The sequence below is a fragment of the Leptolyngbya sp. NK1-12 genome (genome assembly GCF_032598965.1).
GTDB lineage: Bacteria > Cyanobacteriota > Cyanobacteriia > Elainellales > Elainellaceae > Elainella.
In genome coordinates this window covers 1,010,823-1,027,285 of the sequence record NZ_CP053586.1, presented here as the reverse complement: position 1 = coordinate 1,027,285, position 16,463 = coordinate 1,010,823, and the positions used below count along the sequence as shown (strand labels likewise).

Sequence of the window (16,463 nt, the reverse complement as noted above, 5' to 3'; positions counted from 1 at the left end):
AAGCTGGCATTTTTGCTGCAGAAATGTAACTCTAGAGGACACAGCACAAGCAGTTCAGCGGTATCTAACTTAAGTTTTAGTAACTTGGTAATGTTTGATATTTAATGTTTAGTTTCAAACGTCAGTTTCAGTAATTCTGCGGTGATTGTTGTAGAACTTTATGTGATCAAAAATGCAGGCATACTGCTCCTGATGGGCTTGATTCGAGCAGAAGGCAGTCTCTGTAAGGCCGCTGATTGAATTCAGTAGCGGTTAACGAAACTGATAGAAACGGGTTGAGAGGAGTGTTTTAGATGAGCAGCGTCAAACTACTGAATACGGCAATTGACAACCTAACAATGGCAGAGCTGCTGCTGAAACTGAATCAAGGAGTTGTGTTTACCCCTAACGTTGATCATTTGGTCAGGCTGCAAAAAGATCGGGAGTTCTTTGAAGCTTACAGCACGGCAGATTTTCGCACTTGCGATAGCAAAATTCTTTATTACATTTCGCGACTGCTTGGCTCACCAATTTGCGAAAAAATTTCTGGCTCTGATTTGTTCCCAGCCTTCTACTGGTACCACCGCAGCAACAGAGATATCAAAATCTTCCTGCTGGGAGCGGCTGAAGGGGTAGCGGCTGAAGCCCAACGACGCATCAATGCCAAAGTTGGGCGAGAAATCATTGTCGGTGCCCATTCCCCATCCTATGGCTTTGAGAACAATGAAGCTGAATGTCAGAAGCTGATTGACTTGGTTAACCAGTCTGAAGCAACCGTACTTGCGATTGGGGTCGGTTCCCCAAAGCAGGAGAAATTTATCTACAAGTATCGCGACCAATTCAAAAACATCAAAATCTTTATGGCCATCGGCGCAACCATCGATTTTGAGGCTGGCAACGTTAGTCGTGCGCCTCGTTGGATCAGCGAGATGGGGCTGGAATGGCTGCATCGGCTGCTTTCAGAACCGCGTCGCCTTTGGAAGCGCTATTTGATCGAAGGACCGTCCTTTTTTTGGTATGCCCTGCTGCAGCTGCTTGATCTCTACGTTGAACCCTTTGCTGATGCCAAGCCACAAGAGCAAAAGCCGAGTAGCCCGGTCAAATGTGATAGTTTGCTGATTTAGAGCTTGTTTGTAAACAAAGATTGAGATCCCCCTAAATCCCCCTTTTTAAGGGGGACTTCAGAGATTTAACTCGGTTCCCTCCTTATTTAAGGAGGGTTAGGGAGGATCAGATGTGAAGTCGATTCTAGCCTCTTAAAATTCATTTACAAACAGTCTCTTAGAAACTGCTGTAGAGACATAGAAGTTCCATATGGATCCTTATTACCCTGAATGGTTTATCGTTCAGGGTAATTTGGTAGTTAACCTGGAAAATACGGGAACCTTGAATACTGATACGATGTTGAGTTGCTATATCTCTGCACCGATGGTTCTTTTCTAGAAACTAGAAGGGCAGAGCTGACAGCAGGCTTGTCAGACGTGCCGCTGTTTGATAAGCAAGTTTCATGGCCTCAATTTGCGATGAAGTAAATCATGCCCGGTCAGCAGGGCTGCTAGCCTCTATGCTCTTGCGCTATACATGTCAATCCAAAGGTTTCCGTTAGCAGCAGTTCAGCAAGTCAGACAGTACATTCAGAATGCGATTGTCGTTGATGCGGACAAGCAAGTTCAGACTTGGACTGGAATTGATGACATTGATGACATTCCAGAACCAAAATCGCTAGATGATCTGAGTAGCGTGTTTGCTTTCGGTGGGCTGACGCCAGAAGAAATTACAGCCCCTCAATCTCTGCGACGTTGGTCAGTCAGCATGGTTAACCCAGGCGCAGCGTTGCTGAAACTGCCAGGACTAGACTTGAAGCCTACCTGGCGGCTAGTGAGTTACTTATACCGGGATGGAGACAATGGGGCTGGATTGGTATTGGCTGTGCCCGAAGAACTAGCAACTACCGCCCATTTAGAGAAAGCACTACCAGCCAGCGGCAATTTTAAGCAGCCACCGAAACCCGAAGGCGCATTGATGGATTTCATGGAGGCAATTGATGGCGATCGATCAGCCGTTTCATTCCTAGTCGCATCGCTGCTCTGTCGCGAACTGCGAGAATTTGGGGCACTTGGAGCCTATCGGAACTGGACGCACCACCGCCCAATCGATGCGATTCCTCAGCGAGCGAAGTGGCACTGGCAAACCGAGCCTCCCAAGGATTTGGCTCCCAAGGTAAAGGTTTTACCCGACGGACAGGCTGTAGTCGAATTTTTTACCTGCCGCATTAGTGCTGGGATTGCGCTCTATCGCCATTTGGATCAGTATCCGGTGAATCAGTACAAGCCAAAATGCATCGACAAAGCCTTAGCAACGCCCCAACGCTGAATGGAAGCATGCTGAGCAGGAACCGCCTGCCCTTGAGCGAACCTGAGCGGCTCAGTATGATAAGAAAGAAATCTTAAGAAATGTAAACATGCAATCTAAAGTAGTTGTCGTTGTGGGCGCAACGGGCGGTATTGGTCGTGCCCTGGTTCCTTTGTTGGCAGCGCAAGGCGCGAGTTTAGTGCTAGCGGCCAGAGATCAAACACAACTCACTGATTTGGCCGCCTCTGTGTCTGATACCCCGACACTTGTGGTTCCAACCGACATTACCGATTCGAGTCAAGCAGAGGCTTTAATGCAAAAGGCCGTGGCCCAGTTTGGCAAGATTGACGTGCTGGTGAATGCAGCTGGAGCCGGTCTGCTGAAGCAGTACAACAAGTTAGAACCGGCTGATTTAGACTACATGCTGGATCTGAACCTGAAGGGCAGCTTTTACACCAGTCAGGCTGCAGCCAACCTGATGAAAGAGCAGAAGTCTGGACATATCTGCAATTTGGTTGGGATTTTGGGCAAGCATCCAATGGCGATGGCTGCTGCCTATTGCGCCTCTAAATTTGGTGTTGTTGGCTTCAGTAAGGCAATGGCCGATGAACTTAAGCGCTTTGGTGTCAAATTTACGCTGTTCTACTTTGGCGGCATTGATTCGCCATTTTGGGACAATGTCAGCTTAAAAGTAGACCGCAGCAAAATGTTGCGTCCCGAAACAGCCGCAGCGACAATTGCCTTTACCCTGACGCTAGAACCCCAAGCCATTCCGCTGGAAATCAATCTCCAACCGGAAAGCCATGTTTTTCTCTAATGTCAAGTTTCTATCCAGAGTGACTCTCGGCTTTACAGCAGAATAGGCTAAACTGCTGGCAAACTTTAGCGTGTTGCAAAGGAGGTAGGAGTGGACGTTATTCAACCTGCGTTGTTTGTCTTGCTGCAACCTTGCCTAGCAAGATTTTGCCTGGCACAATTTTGCCTGACCGGGTCGGATTTGAATCGACTGGAGCAGTGATGAACATTGACCACGTTCACTTCTATGTCGAAGATGCCTCACGCTGGCAGAAATGGTTCACTCAAACGTTTGGCTTTCAGCAAATCGCTACCCACAGGACAGCCCACAGCATAACGGTAGAACTCGGCAACTCCGCAATTCGGTTCTGGGTTTCTTCACCCTGTTCACAAGCCAGCCCGATTGCAGCCTACTTGCAACGGCATCCCGCAGGAGTTGCAGATCTGGCCTTTCAAGTTGCTAGTCTAGAAACCGTCTTGCAGCGGGCGGTAGAAGCGGGCGCAACGATCCTGCAACCGATTCAGTATAGCCAGAGCCGTCAGCAGAAAACTGCTCAGATCCGAGGCTGGGGGGATTTGCAGCACACGCTGATCGAACCAATCCACGCTAGCTCACCAGCCAATCCTGACCGATTCACATCTGACAGAACTGGTTCTGAGTTCATTGGTATCGACCATGTGGTCCTGAATGTAGAGCAGGGCGATCTGGAGCGAGCAATTGGCTGGTATGAGGCTGTCTTTGGCCTCCAGCGCCGTCAGAATTTTGCGATTCAAACCGAGCGTTCTGGTCTCTGTAGCCAGGTTTTATGTCACCCAGGCGGATCAGTACAATTCCCAATTAACGAACCAGCCTCTTCCACGTCTCAAATTCAGGAATTTCTGGATTGGAATCGTGGCCCTGGCATTCAGCACCTCGCTCTCCGCACTGATCAAATCTTGCCGCTGATCGCCCAATTACGCCAACGAGGTCTGGCGTTTTTGTCGGTACCGATGACCTACTATGAGCAACTGGGGCAGCGTCCGGGGTTTCAGTTCAGCCTTCAGGAATGGCAGGCGATGGCTCAGCAAGAAGTATTGGCAGATTGGCCACCTGATAACCCACAGGCCTTACTGCTACAAGCCTTTACTCAGCCTATTTTTGACCAGCCCACGTTTTTCTTTGAGCTAATTGAGCGCCGCACCTACCGGCTCGAAATGCCCTACGGTCAGAACCATCAACCGATGCGTACCGCCGAAGGCTTCGGAGAAGGTAATTTTCGGGCGCTCTTCGAGGCAATTGAACGAGAACAAATCAAACGCGGCAGTCTGCGATGAATGAGTTAGCTATTGTTTTGATCCGACTTTACATGGCTTTACGAAAACCTCATCGCTGAGCAACTTCGCATCGCCTGGAGGGCTTGATAATCTAGAGTTAGCTTTATCACTTCGGACAGATTTGAGCAACGCCCATGAGTAACCCTTTTCTGACTCGTCTTCATCACCCCGATCGCCCATTGATTGTTTTTGATGGAGCAATGGGAACCAATATTCAGGCGCAAAACCTGACAGCAACAGACTTTGGCGGAGCAGAGTACGAAGGGTGTAACGAATACCTAGTCATAACCAAACCAGAGGCCATTGCCAAAGTTCACCGAGATTTCTTGGCGGCTGGAGCTGATGTGATTGAGACTGACACCTTCGGCAGCAGTCCCTTAGTTCTAGCTGAGTACAATCTGGCGGATCAGGCCTACACAATCAGCAAAACAGCGGCTGAATTGGCCAAACAATGCACGACCGAGTTTTCTACCCCTGAGAAACCGCGCTTTGTGGCAGGCTCGATTGGGCCGGGAACCAAACTACCCACCCTGGGCCACATTAGCTACGACGAACTGAAGGCAGGGTTTATGGTTCAGGCTGAGGGCTTGTTTGACGGCGGCGTTGACCTATTCATTGTGGAAACCTGTCAGGATGTGCTGCAAATCAAGGCTGCCCTGAATGCGGTCGAAGAGGTGTTTCAGCAGAAGGGAGAGCGCCGTCCCCTGATGGTTTCGGTGACGATGGAAGTTCAGGGCACGATGCTGGTGGGTACCGACATCAGCGGCGTATTGGCGATTCTGGAACCCTATCCGATTGATATTCTAGGGCTGAACTGCGCCACAGGCCCTGACCGCATGGCTGACCACATCAAATATTTGACTGAAAACGCACCGTTCGTCGTGTCCTGTATCCCCAATGCTGGCTTGCCAGAGAACGTCGGTGGCCATGCCCATTACCGGCTGACGCCGACCGAACTGCGGCTGGCGCTGCATAAGTTTGTTGAAGATTGGGGCGTGCAGGTAATTGGTGGCTGTTGCGGTACCCGACCTGATCACATCAAGGAGCTGGCCGAAATTGCCAAAACCCTGAAACCCAAGGAACGGGCAGTGCGGATCAATCAGCGCGCCTGGATGAACGGCCAAGTCTATGCCTCGGAGACGCCTCGTCCGGCGTTGAACTACAGTCCGGCGGCGGCCTCAATCTACACGGCCCAACCCTACCAGCAGGACAATTCCTTCCTGATTGTGGGGGAACGTCTCAATGCTAGTGGTTCTAAAAAAGTGCGCGAGCTACTCAATGCCGACGACTGGGATGGCCTGATTGCGATTGCCAAATCCCAGGTAAAGGAAGGTGCCCATGTCTTGGACGTGAACGTAGACTATGTGGGCCGGGACGGTGAGCGGGACATGCAGGAGTTGGTTTCGCGGCTGGTCACGAACGTTACGATTCCGCTAATGCTCGACTCGACTGAATGGACCAAAATGGAAGCCGGTCTAAAGGTGGCAGGCGGCAAATGTATCCTCAACTCCACCAACTACGAGGATGGACCAGAGCGCTTCTTTAAAGTGTTGGAGCTAGCTAAGAAATACGGGGCTGGGGTGGTTGTCGGCACAATCGACGAAGACGGTATGGCTCGCACTGCCGCCAAGAAATTCCAGATTGCTCAACGAGCTTACCGAGATGCCGTAGAGTTTGGTATTCCGCCCCACGAGATTTTCTTTGATACTCTGGCGCTGCCCATTTCAACTGGGATCGAGGAGGACCGGGGAAATGGGAAAGCCACGATCGAAGCAATCCAGATGATCCGCGAGCAGTTGCCTGGGGTGCACTTCATGCTGGGCGTGTCCAACATTTCCTTTGGCCTCAGTCCGGCAGCCCGGATTACCCTCAACTCCACGTTTCTGCATGAGGCGATGCAGGCCGGCATGGATGGAGCAATTGTCTCAGCCGCCAAGATCCTGCCCCTGGCCAAAATTACCCCCGAGCAACAGGAGGTTTGTCGCGATCTGATCTACGACCGCCGCCGATTCGAGGGTGATATTTGCGTCTACGATCCCTTAACTGCTTTGACCACGATGTTTGAAGGCGTCAGCGCCAAGGATGCCCGGTCTGGATCGTCGCTGGCCGACCTGCCGATTGAAGAACGTCTGAAGCAGCACATCATCGACGGTGAACGGATTGGCCTAGAGGAGGCGCTGAAGATTGCCCTGGAGCAGTACCAGCCGCTGGAAATCATCAACACATTCCTGCTGGATGGCATGAAGGTAGTGGGTGAACTGTTCGGCTCTGGACAAATGCAGTTGCCCTTTGTGCTGCAATCGGCAGAAACGATGAAAGCAGCTGTTGCCTTCCTGGAACCGCTGATGGAGAAGACCGATGCCAGCGATGGAAAAGGCGTATTTGTGATCGCCACGGTCAAAGGAGATGTGCATGACATCGGCAAAAACTTGGTGGATATTATCCTGACCAACAACGGCTACAAGGTGATTAACCTCGGCATCAAGCAGCCGGTAGAGAACATTATTGACGCCTACCACGAGCACAAGGCAGACTGTATTGCCATGAGTGGCCTGCTGGTCAAATCCACGGCTTTTATGAAAGAAAACCTGGAGGTATTTAACCAGCGCGGCATTACGGTGCCAGTTATTTTGGGTGGAGCGGCCCTGACGCCCAAGTTCGTCTACGAAGATTGCCAGAACACCTACAGCGGTCAGGTGATCTATGGCAAGGATGCCTTTGCCGACCTCACCTTTATGGATCGGCTGATGCCCGCTAAACGGCAAGGCAAATGGGATGACCTGGAAGGTTTTACTGAAGATTACGCCCAGTACAACCAAAAGGGACGCCAAGCCGTAGAAGCTGCCGAACAGGAGCTAAACGGTGCTGCCAAGACCGAAAAACCTGCTGAGCCAGAGGTGCTCGATACCCGCCGCTCGGAAGCAGTCGAGATCGACATTCCCCGGCCCACACCTCCCTTCTGGGGCACGCAAATTCTTAATTCAGAAGATATTCCGCTCGATGAGTTGTTCTGGCATCTGGATTTGCAAGCTCTAATTGCCGGACAGTGGCAGTTCCGCAAACCCAAAGACCAATCCCGCGAAGAGTACGATGCCTTTCTAACCGAAAAGGTTTATCCGATTCTGGAGCAATGGCAACAGCGGCTAAAGAGCGAAGAGTGGCTGCGTCCTCAGCTCGTCTATGGCTATTTCCCCTGTGCAGCAGAGGGCAACTCGGTAACGATCTACGATCCCAGTGTGATCGAACAAGGATTGACGCCCCAAACGGCAACTCCTTTAGTCACCTGGACCTTCCCGCGCCAGAAATCTATGCGCCGGCTCTGCATTGCCGACTTTTTCTTGCCCCTAGAGGCGAACCGGTTCGATGTGTTTCCGATGCAGGCCGTGACGATGGGCCATATTGCGACCGAAAAAGCGCAGGAGTTATTTAAGGCTAACAACTATACCGACTACCTCTACTTCCACGGGATGGCGGTGCAAATGGCAGAAGCTCTAGCCGAATGGTCGCACGCTCGGATTCGCCGCGAGTTGGGCTATGGCGATCAGGAACCAGACAACATCCGTGATATGCTGGCCCAGCGCTATCAGGGGTCTCGCTATAGCTTCGGCTACCCGGCTTGCCCCAATATTCAGGACCAGTACCGCCAGTTAGAGCTGCTGGGTGCAGAGCGCATTGCCATGTCGATGGACGAAAGTGAACAGCTTTATCCAGAGCAGTCTACTACGGCTATCATCGTTTATCATCCTGTGGCAAAATATTTTAGCGCTTAGGATAGCCTTCCTAAAATGGGTCTGGTACAAATAGAAGGAGGTTAAAGGTGCGTTTTGCTGCTTTCACTTCCTGCCGGAGTTAGGTAACAGCAAAGTTTGTCAAAAGTTTGAAAATCGTCGCTTGCTGGTCAAGGTGTAAGTGTCTTGTGGCCTCCAGGTTGCGGATGGGCAGGATACTTGCACCCTGAGTTTTACAGCAAATGTTTTATGGTAAATGCTTGTGACTGGTGGGTCTCAGAGTGCCCCTTAAGGGCAATGGGTATAGCAACCTATTCTACAGCCAGAGGAATCAGGCGAGTTTCAGCCTAGTTTTATTGTCTATCTATTTCAATGTACTTATTTCAGTCTACTAGCTGCCTCAGGGCCAATGTACACAGCTTGAGTAAAGGTAACCGTCCCGTTTCAACTTCAGAATAACCGAATTGCATCTGATGGCTAACTGCAGAACAGCACGTCTCGATTCAGATCGTTGGAGTTTCTTTAGAGATGCTAGAACTGCTCAAGAATTTATTGTTTCCCAGCCAGTATATTCCTCATGGCCATTGCTATCTGTGGCAAACACCCCTCGTCTGGCTGCATGTACTCAGTGATGCCTTGACAGCAGTTGCCTACTTCTCGATTCCGGCCATTCTGATCTATTTTGTCCGCAAGCGGGAAGATATGCCCTTCCCAAACGTGTTTTTCTTGTTTGGCGCGTTCATTGTGCTCTGCGGCACCGGGCATTTGCTCGATATTTGGACGCTTTGGTATCCGGCCTATTGGGTTTCTGGCCTAGAACGAGCGATGACGGCTTTAGTCTCCTGCTACACTGCTTTGCGGTTGGTGGAACTCTTGCCCCAATTTCTGTCGCTCAAAAGCCCGATGCAGTTAGAGCTTGTAAACCGGGAATTGCAGCAGCAGATTGCCCAACGTAAACAGGCCGAAGCCATGCTGGAAATTCGAGTAGAGGAACGCACCGCTGAGCTGATGCAGGCCAATGCTGCCTTGGAAGCAGCCAAAAAAGCGGCGGATGCTGCGAATCAAGCCAAGAGCGAATTTCTAGCCAATATGAGTCATGAGCTGCGCACCCCTCTGAATGTGATTTTAGGATTGACCCAGCTCCTCAGTCGCGATAGAACCCTAACCGTCGAACATCAGCGCGATTTGCAAACTATCGGCAGTAGCGGAGAGCACTTATTGACCCTGATCAACGATGTTCTAGAAATGTCTAAGATTGAGGCCGGACGGCTCAGTTGCCATACCGAGATCTTCAATTTACATCACCTGCTGGATGGTTTGGAGAACATGTTTCGCTTCAAAGCTGGAGCGAAAGGACTTCAGCTTGTGTTTGAATACGGTCCAGACTTGCCGCAAATTATCAGAACCGATCAAGGTAAACTGCGGCAGGTCTTGATCAATCTCCTCAACAACGCCATTAAGTTTACGCAGCAGGGCAGGGTGACGCTACGAGTGCAGGCAATCTCAGCTCAGTTACCTACCAAAACGGCTTGCCAGATCCAGTTTGATGTTGTAGACACAGGACCGGGTATGGCCGTCGAGGAATTGGCACGGTTGTTTCAACCCTTTCACCAAACCCAAACCGGGCTGCAATCGCTGGAAGGTACGGGTCTAGGATTGGCAATTAGTCGGAAATACATTCAGGCATTAGGGGGAGAAATCTTGGTTCAAAGTCAGCTCAACCAAGGCAGCCAGTTCTCGTTCTGTATTCAGGCGGATTTGACGGAAAGCCAGTCCGTTCAATGTTCGTCAGGGGAGCAGCCGGTGGATTACAAAGGAGCTATCGTTGGTCTTGCTTCCCATCAGCCCACCCATCGAATTTTGATTGTAGAAGATCATCCGGCCAGTCGCTTACTGCTGCTGAAGCTGCTCAACCTGCCGGGTCTAGAACTGCGGTCTGCTGAAAATGGACAAGAGGCTCTGACGCAGTGGCAAGCTTGGCAGCCCCATCTCATCTTTATGGACATGCGGATGCCGGTGCTGAATGGCTGTGATACGGTCCGGCGAATTCGAGACCAAGAGCAGCAATTGAGCGGCAACGGCAGCATTTTAGCGCCAACCAAAATTATTGCTCTGACAGCAAATGCCTTTGAAGAGCAGCGCCAGAACATTTTAGCCGCGGGGTGCGACGACTTTATTAGTAAGCCCTTTCAGGCCGAGGAGGTGTTTGAAAAACTCGCCCAACAGCTTGGTGTGGATTATCTCTATGCTGAAGGTTCCAAAACATGGGATGCCTTTGTCTCAAGTTCCTATTCCAATCAGCTCGAGCCGACAATGCTGCGCTTCATGCCAGAGCCTTGGATTCATCAGCTACATCAGGCAGCTCTCCAAGGCAATGACTTGTGGATCACCAAATTGATTCAGGAAATTCCGAAGCCCCAAGCTACTTTAGCTAAAATTCTCAAGACTTTGACAGACGAGTTTGAATTCGACAAAATTGCTGCTGCCGTAGCTCAGCTTGGGCAAAACCACGGCTAGAATCCGTGGCTCCTCAATCAACTGAATGAATCATGCGAGCAACAAAATTAATTGCCCCATCAATCTTGCCCTATGGACGCTGCACTAGAGGAAAACCAGAAATTTGATATTTTGATTGTCGATGACGTTCGAGATAACATCCGTTTGCTGTCGGATCTGTTGGTTAAACAGGGCTATAACGTTCGCAAAGCTACTACGGGCGGAATGGCACTACGGGCAATTGAGGCACTAGCACCCGATCTGATTCTGCTGGACATCAAAATGGCCGACATGAATGGCTATGAGATTTGTAGCAGTTTGAAAGCGAATCCATCTACCTGTGCGATCCCGGTGATTTTTCTCAGCGCTGCAGACGAGCTAGCCGACAAAGTCAAAGCTTTCCAAGTCGGGGGAATCGATTACATTCCCAAACCTTTCCATTTGGACGAGGTTCTCATCAAGGTAAAAACGCAGCTAACCATTTACCAATTACGTCAACAGCTAGAAGAGTGTGAATCTCAGCTTCAGCAAGCCCTTAATCAAGTTAGGGCACTGGGGCAATAGGATTAATAATCAAATGCTCAAACTCGGCAGGATTGACCAAAGTAGTTCACAACTTGCAACAACACTTGCAGCTAAGGGGTTGCGACCTAGGGGGAAGGATCTGCTATCATGGTGAAGCCTTACCACCTGGAGAGGTGGCTGAGTGGTCGAAAGCGGCAGATTGCTAATCTGTTGTACGGTTCGAAAGTCCGTACCGAGGGTTCGAATCCCTCCCTCTCCGTTTTTTAGCTCGTTTTTTAGCTTAGGTTTTACTGGTTTAGCCTCCAGAGTTGCCTTGGGTTGGTAAAACCTCTGGGTTGACAAAACAAAGGGGGAACTTCAAGCCGTGTTTGGTAGGTGCGACCCACCGGTTTCGCCTACGGTTCCTCCCTTTTTTCAAGGGGGGATAGGGGGATCAAACCAGGGTCTTAAAACACGCCCTAGTAGCTATTCTGCTCTGAGCACCTCACATCACATTAAACAATACCAGTGCCACCCCCAGACAACCCGCAATTATTGCTGTCCCCAAGAGATTAGTTTTAGTAGGCATGGGTTGATGAGCAGGCTGCAACCAGAAATTCATCAATTGCGTCACAAACGGCATGACTATCCAAGTCAAGATCGATGAGGTGATCAAATTATTGACCAACATAGAACTGGCTGGATGCCAATCCTGCATTATGCCTAGCTCGCTAAACAGCAACCCTTGCAGCATCACTACCGGATAAAGCGCCAAAATCACCGCCAAGTTTTGTTTCCAAGCAGGTGGACCCAACCCGAACTGCTCTGAACCCGTCTGGTGGGAAAACCATCCTTCCAGACCAGTACTAAAGGACTTGAACTGATAGGTTTTAAAGATCTTGCGTCCTGATTCGATCAGCTTGTCGCGCTCTTGCGACTTCAACCAGCGGTTCAAATTTTCTGGCGAGTCAAAATGAAGAATTGAGTACCACTTGAGCTGTGAACCCTTGATAGGCGCGCATAGGTCGGTGCGGAGATAGCCTTGATGCCGACTTGCAGCTCGGGTCAGCTTGCTATGCCACCAGCGAAACTCCAATCCCTTGCCCCTGGGAACAATGTGTTCAATCACTAAACTAGCGGTGGGAATAGACTCATTTATGGGAGACGGAGATGCCAGCTCAGCGGTTTTGTCTGTAGTGGCTGCCAAACTGGCTATAAGACTATCATTGATGGACTTGATATTGCCAATGTCTCTGCCTTTGATCAAAGTCCTGATGCTTTCCCAGATAGCCATTTTTCTGTTCGTCCTCTCGTTCAGTACAGCTAAAATTAAATTGATAGATTGGCTAACGAATTTATATGAAATAATAAATTCAAAATAATTTTTCAATTACATACAACGCTTACAAAACTATTCTAAACTGCAAGTCAAGCCGAATTTCAAATTAAGTTGCAATCAATTGCAATACATTGATTTTGTTATCGTCGATTGGCGTGCTCTATAGCGGTTCAATTACTCAGCTAATTGCTCTAATTGCGCTCTAGAAGCAAGCTCGTATTTCACCCACCTATCCAGGAAAATCTCTGCTTGTCTAAGGATAATCGGGCTACCCAGACTGGCGCAGACCTGATTAGGACAGAAATGTTATATAGAGTACTGAACCAGCTCACCTATCTAAGCCACGATATCTTGTCACATTTCTGGAATGGCTTACCAAACTGTTATTTTTATTTTCTTTTGGAGACCGTTGGGGAATGAGTGAAAGCACTGAACGTGGGATGAATGACCTAGAACTCGAACGTCCTGGCTCGGATCCACCTCCGTCTTACACAGGCTGGCAAGCGGCAGTTGCCCGCTACTTTCGATTTGATTCTTACCGAACGAATTTCCGTACTGAAATTCTAGCGGGTGTAACTACGTTTATGACGATGGCCTATATTTTGGTAGTGCATCCGTTGATCATGTCTGATGCGGTTTTTCTCAATGCCCCTAGAGATCTATTTCGAGAGCTAGTGATTGTGACTGGTGTGTCCTCGGCAATTGGCACCCTCACAATGGGTTTACTGGCTAAATATCCGTTTGCGCTAGCTCCCGGCATGGGAATGAATGCGTTTTTTGCCTATTCGGTGGTGCTGGGGCTAGGAATCGATTGGCGGGTCGCCTTGGCCGCTGTTTTAATCGAAGGATTGATTTTTATTGCTCTGACAGTGACTGATATTCGTCGCCATCTGCTCACGGCAGTTCCTACTGCCATTAAGGCGGCCACTACCGTCGGTATCGGCTTGTTTCTAGCCTATATTGGGTTATCGGGGTCAACTGAAACCGGAGGAGCGGGATTAATTATTGCTAACGAAGTGACGAAAACCGATTTTGGTAGCTTTCGTCAACCCGCGACTGTCCTGGCTACGGTCGGTATTTTTCTGACGGCATTTTTGATGATTCGTCGCGTCAAGGGAGCTTTGCTTTGGGGAATTGGAGGCACGGCACTGTTGGGCTGGATCTTTGGAGTTGCGGCTCCGCCCAAGGGCATTGCCGAGGTTCCGGCGTTTCCTTCGCACCTATTTGGTCAAGCTTTTGTCGGCTTGGGCGGCATTAATGCTGGTAATTTCATCGACTTTGTAGCCGTGATGCTGGTGTTTCTGTTTGTTGACATGTTTGACACAATCGGCACCTTAGCGGGTGTAGGCACCCAAGCTGGCTACATTGACGAGAATGGTGAATTGCCGCGTGCTAACCAAGCCCTATTTGCTGATGCCATTGCTACAACCGCTGGTGCGGTTTTAGGAACATCAACGGTTACAACTTTTGCTGAATCGGCAGCGGGTGTTGCAGAAGGCGGTCGAACCGGATTTACGGCGATTGTGACAGCCATCATGTTTCTGGTGGCGCTGCTGTTTGTGCCGATTTTTGAGGCCGTTCCGGCCTTTGCAACTGCTCCAGCTCTGTTGATCGTGGGTGTGCTAATGATGAGTGCGGTGACGAGCATCCGCTGGGATGACTTTACGGAGGCACTGCCAGCCTTTGCTACGATTTTCTTTATTCCCTTTGGTTTTTCGATTGCGGCTGGTTTGTCAGCTGGATTGATCCTTTATCCGTTTGCCAAGCTGGTGAAGGGACGGGCTAATGAAGTGCCGCTCATCACCTGGATCTTGGCTGCTATTTTTATTGCTCGCTTTATCTTCACAACACTGCGATTTGAGTAGGGCGGAATGAAGTAATTGCTGAATTCACCAGATAGGATTCACGAGATGGTTGGTCTATCCAGAGGGCGCACTTGATGTGCCCTTTTTTGTTTGCTCTGATTTTGTTCTGTCGAATCATGCTGAACAATACAAAAGAGGGTGAGCAATTACCCACCCCAATGTTTCTATTTTCGTGTGCCTATTTTTCAGTTGAGCCGTGAATCGCCAGCCCATTGCTCTGACTAGCTACAGCGTCAACGACTGGGCGTTGGTCTCGATCAGTTTAGCCAGGTCTTGCAGGAAGGCAGCGGCGTGAGCACCATAGATAATCCGGTGGTCGCAGGTGAGGTTAACCTGCATTTGGTTTCGCACACCAAACATGCCGTCGGCTCCAACCACAATCTGCGGACGAGACGCACCCACTGCTAGAATCGCTCCTTGGCCAGGTGGCAAAATCGCATCAAACCGATCGACGCCAAACATGCCTAGGTTAGAAATGGTGAAGCCACCAGTGCTGTATTCATCGGGCTGGAGTTGCTTGGCACGGGCGCGATCCACCAGATCCTTCCAACGGCGAGATAGCGAGTAGATGTCCATTTGGTCGGCGTTTTGCAGTACGGGGGTAATCAGCCCGCCATCTTCCATCGCTACGGCCACGGCCACATTGATGCCAGAGCGGTAGTTGATTCCCTGTTCGGTATAAAACGCATTCACCACGGGATGTTTTTGCAGCGTCATGGCTACTGCCTTTGCCAATAGAGCTGTCATTGTCACACCCTTAGGCTTGATCTGCTTGTATAGCTTGTCCAGACTATCGGTGGTGATCGTGTAGCCGACGCGGAAGACCGGCACTTGCAGGCTGGCGTTCATGTTGCGCACAACCGCCTGCTGCAAGGTATTGAGAGCCACTACTTGTCCAGGCTGAACCGCAGCCGGAGTAAAGCTGGGGGCCGGGGCTTGAGTGGGGGCAGAGACGGCAGGAGTTGGAGATGGGGTAACCGGAGCAACGCTGGAGACAGGAGCTGCGCTAACTTTACCCGCAGCGGCTTCGACATCTTCGGCCACGATTCGTCCATGCGGCCCACTACCCCTCAGAGTAGACAGATCAACCTTGAGTTCTTTAGCCAGTTTGCGAGCGCGGGGAGACACAATCAGACGGCCACTGGGGGCCGAGGTACTACCATTACTGCCATTGCTCTCAAGACCGCCAGCGGAGACCCCAACCGGTTCAGCAGCGGCAGGAACAGAAGCCACGGGTGCTGCTTCCGGTGCGGCAGGAGCCTGAGTGGCGTGTTGCTTGGCCTGTTCAATTTCGGCCTCGGTTTCTGCGACGAGGGCAATAGCGGCTCCCACGGCCACGGTTTCGCCAGCGGGCACAACAATCGTTGCTAAATAGCCTTCATAGAAGGACTCCACATCCATGTCGGCTTTGTCCGACTCGACGATCACAACGGTTTCGCCCTTTTCGATTTTGTCGCCGGCCTGTTTGACCCAAGACACAATCTTGCCCTCAGTCATGGTAGAGCTGAGAGCAGGCATGAAAATCTCTCTAATCACAGCTACACATCTCCACGAATTTCTTCTATGATGCCGTCCCGCAACAGGACTTCGACCTGCATTTTCCGAATCAGATTATCCCCGGTTTCTACGCGGAAAAACCCTTCGATCTGCCCCTGATTCACTTCTTGTTCCATTTCCAAAAGCTGCACCTGCTGAAGCTGCTGCAAGATCTGGTTCTTCTTTTCCAAAATTTCGCTTTTTCGCTGGTTGACCTGCACTTGGATATTGGAAATTTGCTGAGACACGGTTGGATCCGTGGGTTGCGGACTTTGCTTTTGCACCTCCGCGATCATGCGTTGTCCTTGAGTTTCTAGCTGTTGCAATTGGCCGTCAAGCTGGTTGATCTGGGCTTGCAATTGCTGCTGTACCTCCTCTTTCCAGCGAGGAGTGACAACGACTTTAACGTTAATGGCTCGCTTTAAAAGCAGATGAGGCTTCGAGATTTCCATGAATGGAGGCTAAGGAACTACGGGTTAGCAAAAAGAAGAAGCAAAAATCAAAGCTGGAAACGTCAGAACATGCTCTCTAATTTCCAGGTTCTGATTTTCTAAT

The 16,463-nt window shown here is 50.2% G+C and carries 11 protein-coding genes and 1 tRNA gene; 9 read left to right on the top strand and 3 right to left on the bottom strand.

The window, feature by feature from the left end; all coding sequences use genetic code 11:
* Window positions 1–293 precede the first annotated feature (293 nt).
* The 8 genes from HJG54_RS03855 to HJG54_RS03820 all read left to right on the top strand — a co-directional run bounded on the left by HJG54_RS03855 (window position 294) and on the right by HJG54_RS03820 (window position 11,448).
* A complete protein-coding gene (locus HJG54_RS03855; RefSeq protein ID WP_316433468.1) occupies window positions 294–1,103 on the top strand; it encodes a WecB/TagA/CpsF family glycosyltransferase in 810 nt (269 codons plus the stop codon).
* 457 nt (window positions 1,104–1,560) lie between these two features.
* Complete coding sequence (locus HJG54_RS03850) at window positions 1,561–2,352, top strand: hypothetical protein (protein ID WP_316433467.1); 792 nt, start codon at window positions 1,561–1,563, stop codon at window positions 2,350–2,352.
* 88 nt (window positions 2,353–2,440) lie between these two features.
* Complete coding sequence (locus HJG54_RS03845; RefSeq protein WP_316433466.1) at window positions 2,441–3,148, top strand: SDR family oxidoreductase; 708 nt, start codon at window positions 2,441–2,443, stop codon at window positions 3,146–3,148.
* Window positions 3,149–3,279: 131 nt separating this feature from the next.
* Window positions 3,280–4,440, top strand: a complete 1,161-nt coding sequence (gene hppD / locus HJG54_RS03840; protein WP_316433465.1) for a 4-hydroxyphenylpyruvate dioxygenase — start codon at window positions 3,280–3,282, stop codon at window positions 4,438–4,440.
* A gap of 134 nt (window positions 4,441–4,574) precedes the next feature.
* Window positions 4,575–8,210 (top strand): methionine synthase, encoded by a 3,636-nt coding sequence (gene metH, locus HJG54_RS03835; RefSeq protein ID WP_316433464.1) that lies wholly within the window; start codon window positions 4,575–4,577, stop codon window positions 8,208–8,210.
* A gap of 486 nt (window positions 8,211–8,696) precedes the next feature.
* Window positions 8,697–10,685: an ATP-binding protein gene (locus HJG54_RS03830; RefSeq protein ID WP_316433463.1), complete on the top strand. Its 1,989-nt coding sequence runs from the start codon at window positions 8,697–8,699 to the stop codon at window positions 10,683–10,685.
* A gap of 72 nt (window positions 10,686–10,757) precedes the next feature.
* Window positions 10,758–11,228, top strand: a complete 471-nt coding sequence (locus tag HJG54_RS03825) for a response regulator (protein WP_316433462.1) — start codon at window positions 10,758–10,760, stop codon at window positions 11,226–11,228.
* 128 nt (window positions 11,229–11,356) lie between these two features.
* Window positions 11,357–11,448 (top strand) — tRNA-Ser (locus HJG54_RS03820).
* A 225-nt stretch (window positions 11,449–11,673) separates the two neighbouring features.
* Here the strand turns inward: HJG54_RS03820 and HJG54_RS03815 are convergent.
* The gene (locus tag HJG54_RS03815; RefSeq protein WP_316433461.1) at window positions 11,674–12,462 is read right to left on the bottom strand and encodes a hypothetical protein; all 789 of its coding nucleotides are present in this window, start codon (window positions 12,460–12,462) and stop codon (window positions 11,674–11,676) included.
* A 461-nt stretch (window positions 12,463–12,923) separates the two neighbouring features.
* Here HJG54_RS03815 and HJG54_RS03810 point away from each other — a divergent pair, with 461 nt between their 5' ends.
* On the top strand, window positions 12,924–14,372 hold the full coding sequence (locus HJG54_RS03810; RefSeq protein ID WP_316433460.1) for an NCS2 family permease: 1,449 nt from the start codon (window positions 12,924–12,926) through the stop codon (window positions 14,370–14,372).
* Between the two features lie 225 nt (window positions 14,373–14,597).
* On the opposite strand, the gene HJG54_RS03805 is transcribed toward HJG54_RS03810, so the two are convergent.
* Entirely contained in the window at window positions 14,598–15,908 is a 1,311-nt protein-coding gene (locus HJG54_RS03805) for a dihydrolipoamide acetyltransferase family protein (RefSeq protein ID WP_420717323.1), read from the bottom strand.
* A gap of 2 nt (window positions 15,909–15,910) precedes the next feature.
* The gene (locus HJG54_RS03800) at window positions 15,911–16,360 is read right to left on the bottom strand and encodes a YlqD family protein (RefSeq protein ID WP_036001973.1); all 450 of its coding nucleotides are present in this window, start codon (window positions 16,358–16,360) and stop codon (window positions 15,911–15,913) included.
* Window positions 16,361–16,463 lie beyond the last annotated feature (103 nt).

Excerpts from the sequence above, each read along its gene's own strand:
- HJG54_RS03855 (WP_316433468.1), top strand. The coding sequence starts at position 294 with ATGAGCAGCGTCAAACTACTGAATACGGCAATTGACAACCTAACAATG.
- HJG54_RS03850 (WP_316433467.1), top strand. The coding sequence starts at position 1,561 with ATGTCAATCCAAAGGTTTCCGTTAGCAGCAGTTCAGCAAGTCAGACAG.
- HJG54_RS03845 (WP_316433466.1), top strand. The coding sequence starts at position 2,441 with ATGCAATCTAAAGTAGTTGTCGTTGTGGGCGCAACGGGCGGTATTGGT.
- metH (WP_316433464.1), top strand. The coding sequence starts at position 4,575 with ATGAGTAACCCTTTTCTGACTCGTCTTCATCACCCCGATCGCCCATTG.
- HJG54_RS03830 (WP_316433463.1), top strand. The coding sequence starts at position 8,697 with ATGCTAGAACTGCTCAAGAATTTATTGTTTCCCAGCCAGTATATTCCT.
- HJG54_RS03825 (WP_316433462.1), top strand. The coding sequence starts at position 10,758 with ATGGACGCTGCACTAGAGGAAAACCAGAAATTTGATATTTTGATTGTC.
- HJG54_RS03815 (WP_316433461.1), bottom strand. The coding sequence starts at position 12,462 with ATGGCTATCTGGGAAAGCATCAGGACTTTGATCAAAGGCAGAGACATT.
- HJG54_RS03810 (WP_316433460.1), top strand. The coding sequence starts at position 12,924 with ATGAGTGAAAGCACTGAACGTGGGATGAATGACCTAGAACTCGAACGT.
- HJG54_RS03800 (WP_036001973.1), bottom strand. The coding sequence starts at position 16,360 with ATGGAAATCTCGAAGCCTCATCTGCTTTTAAAGCGAGCCATTAACGTT.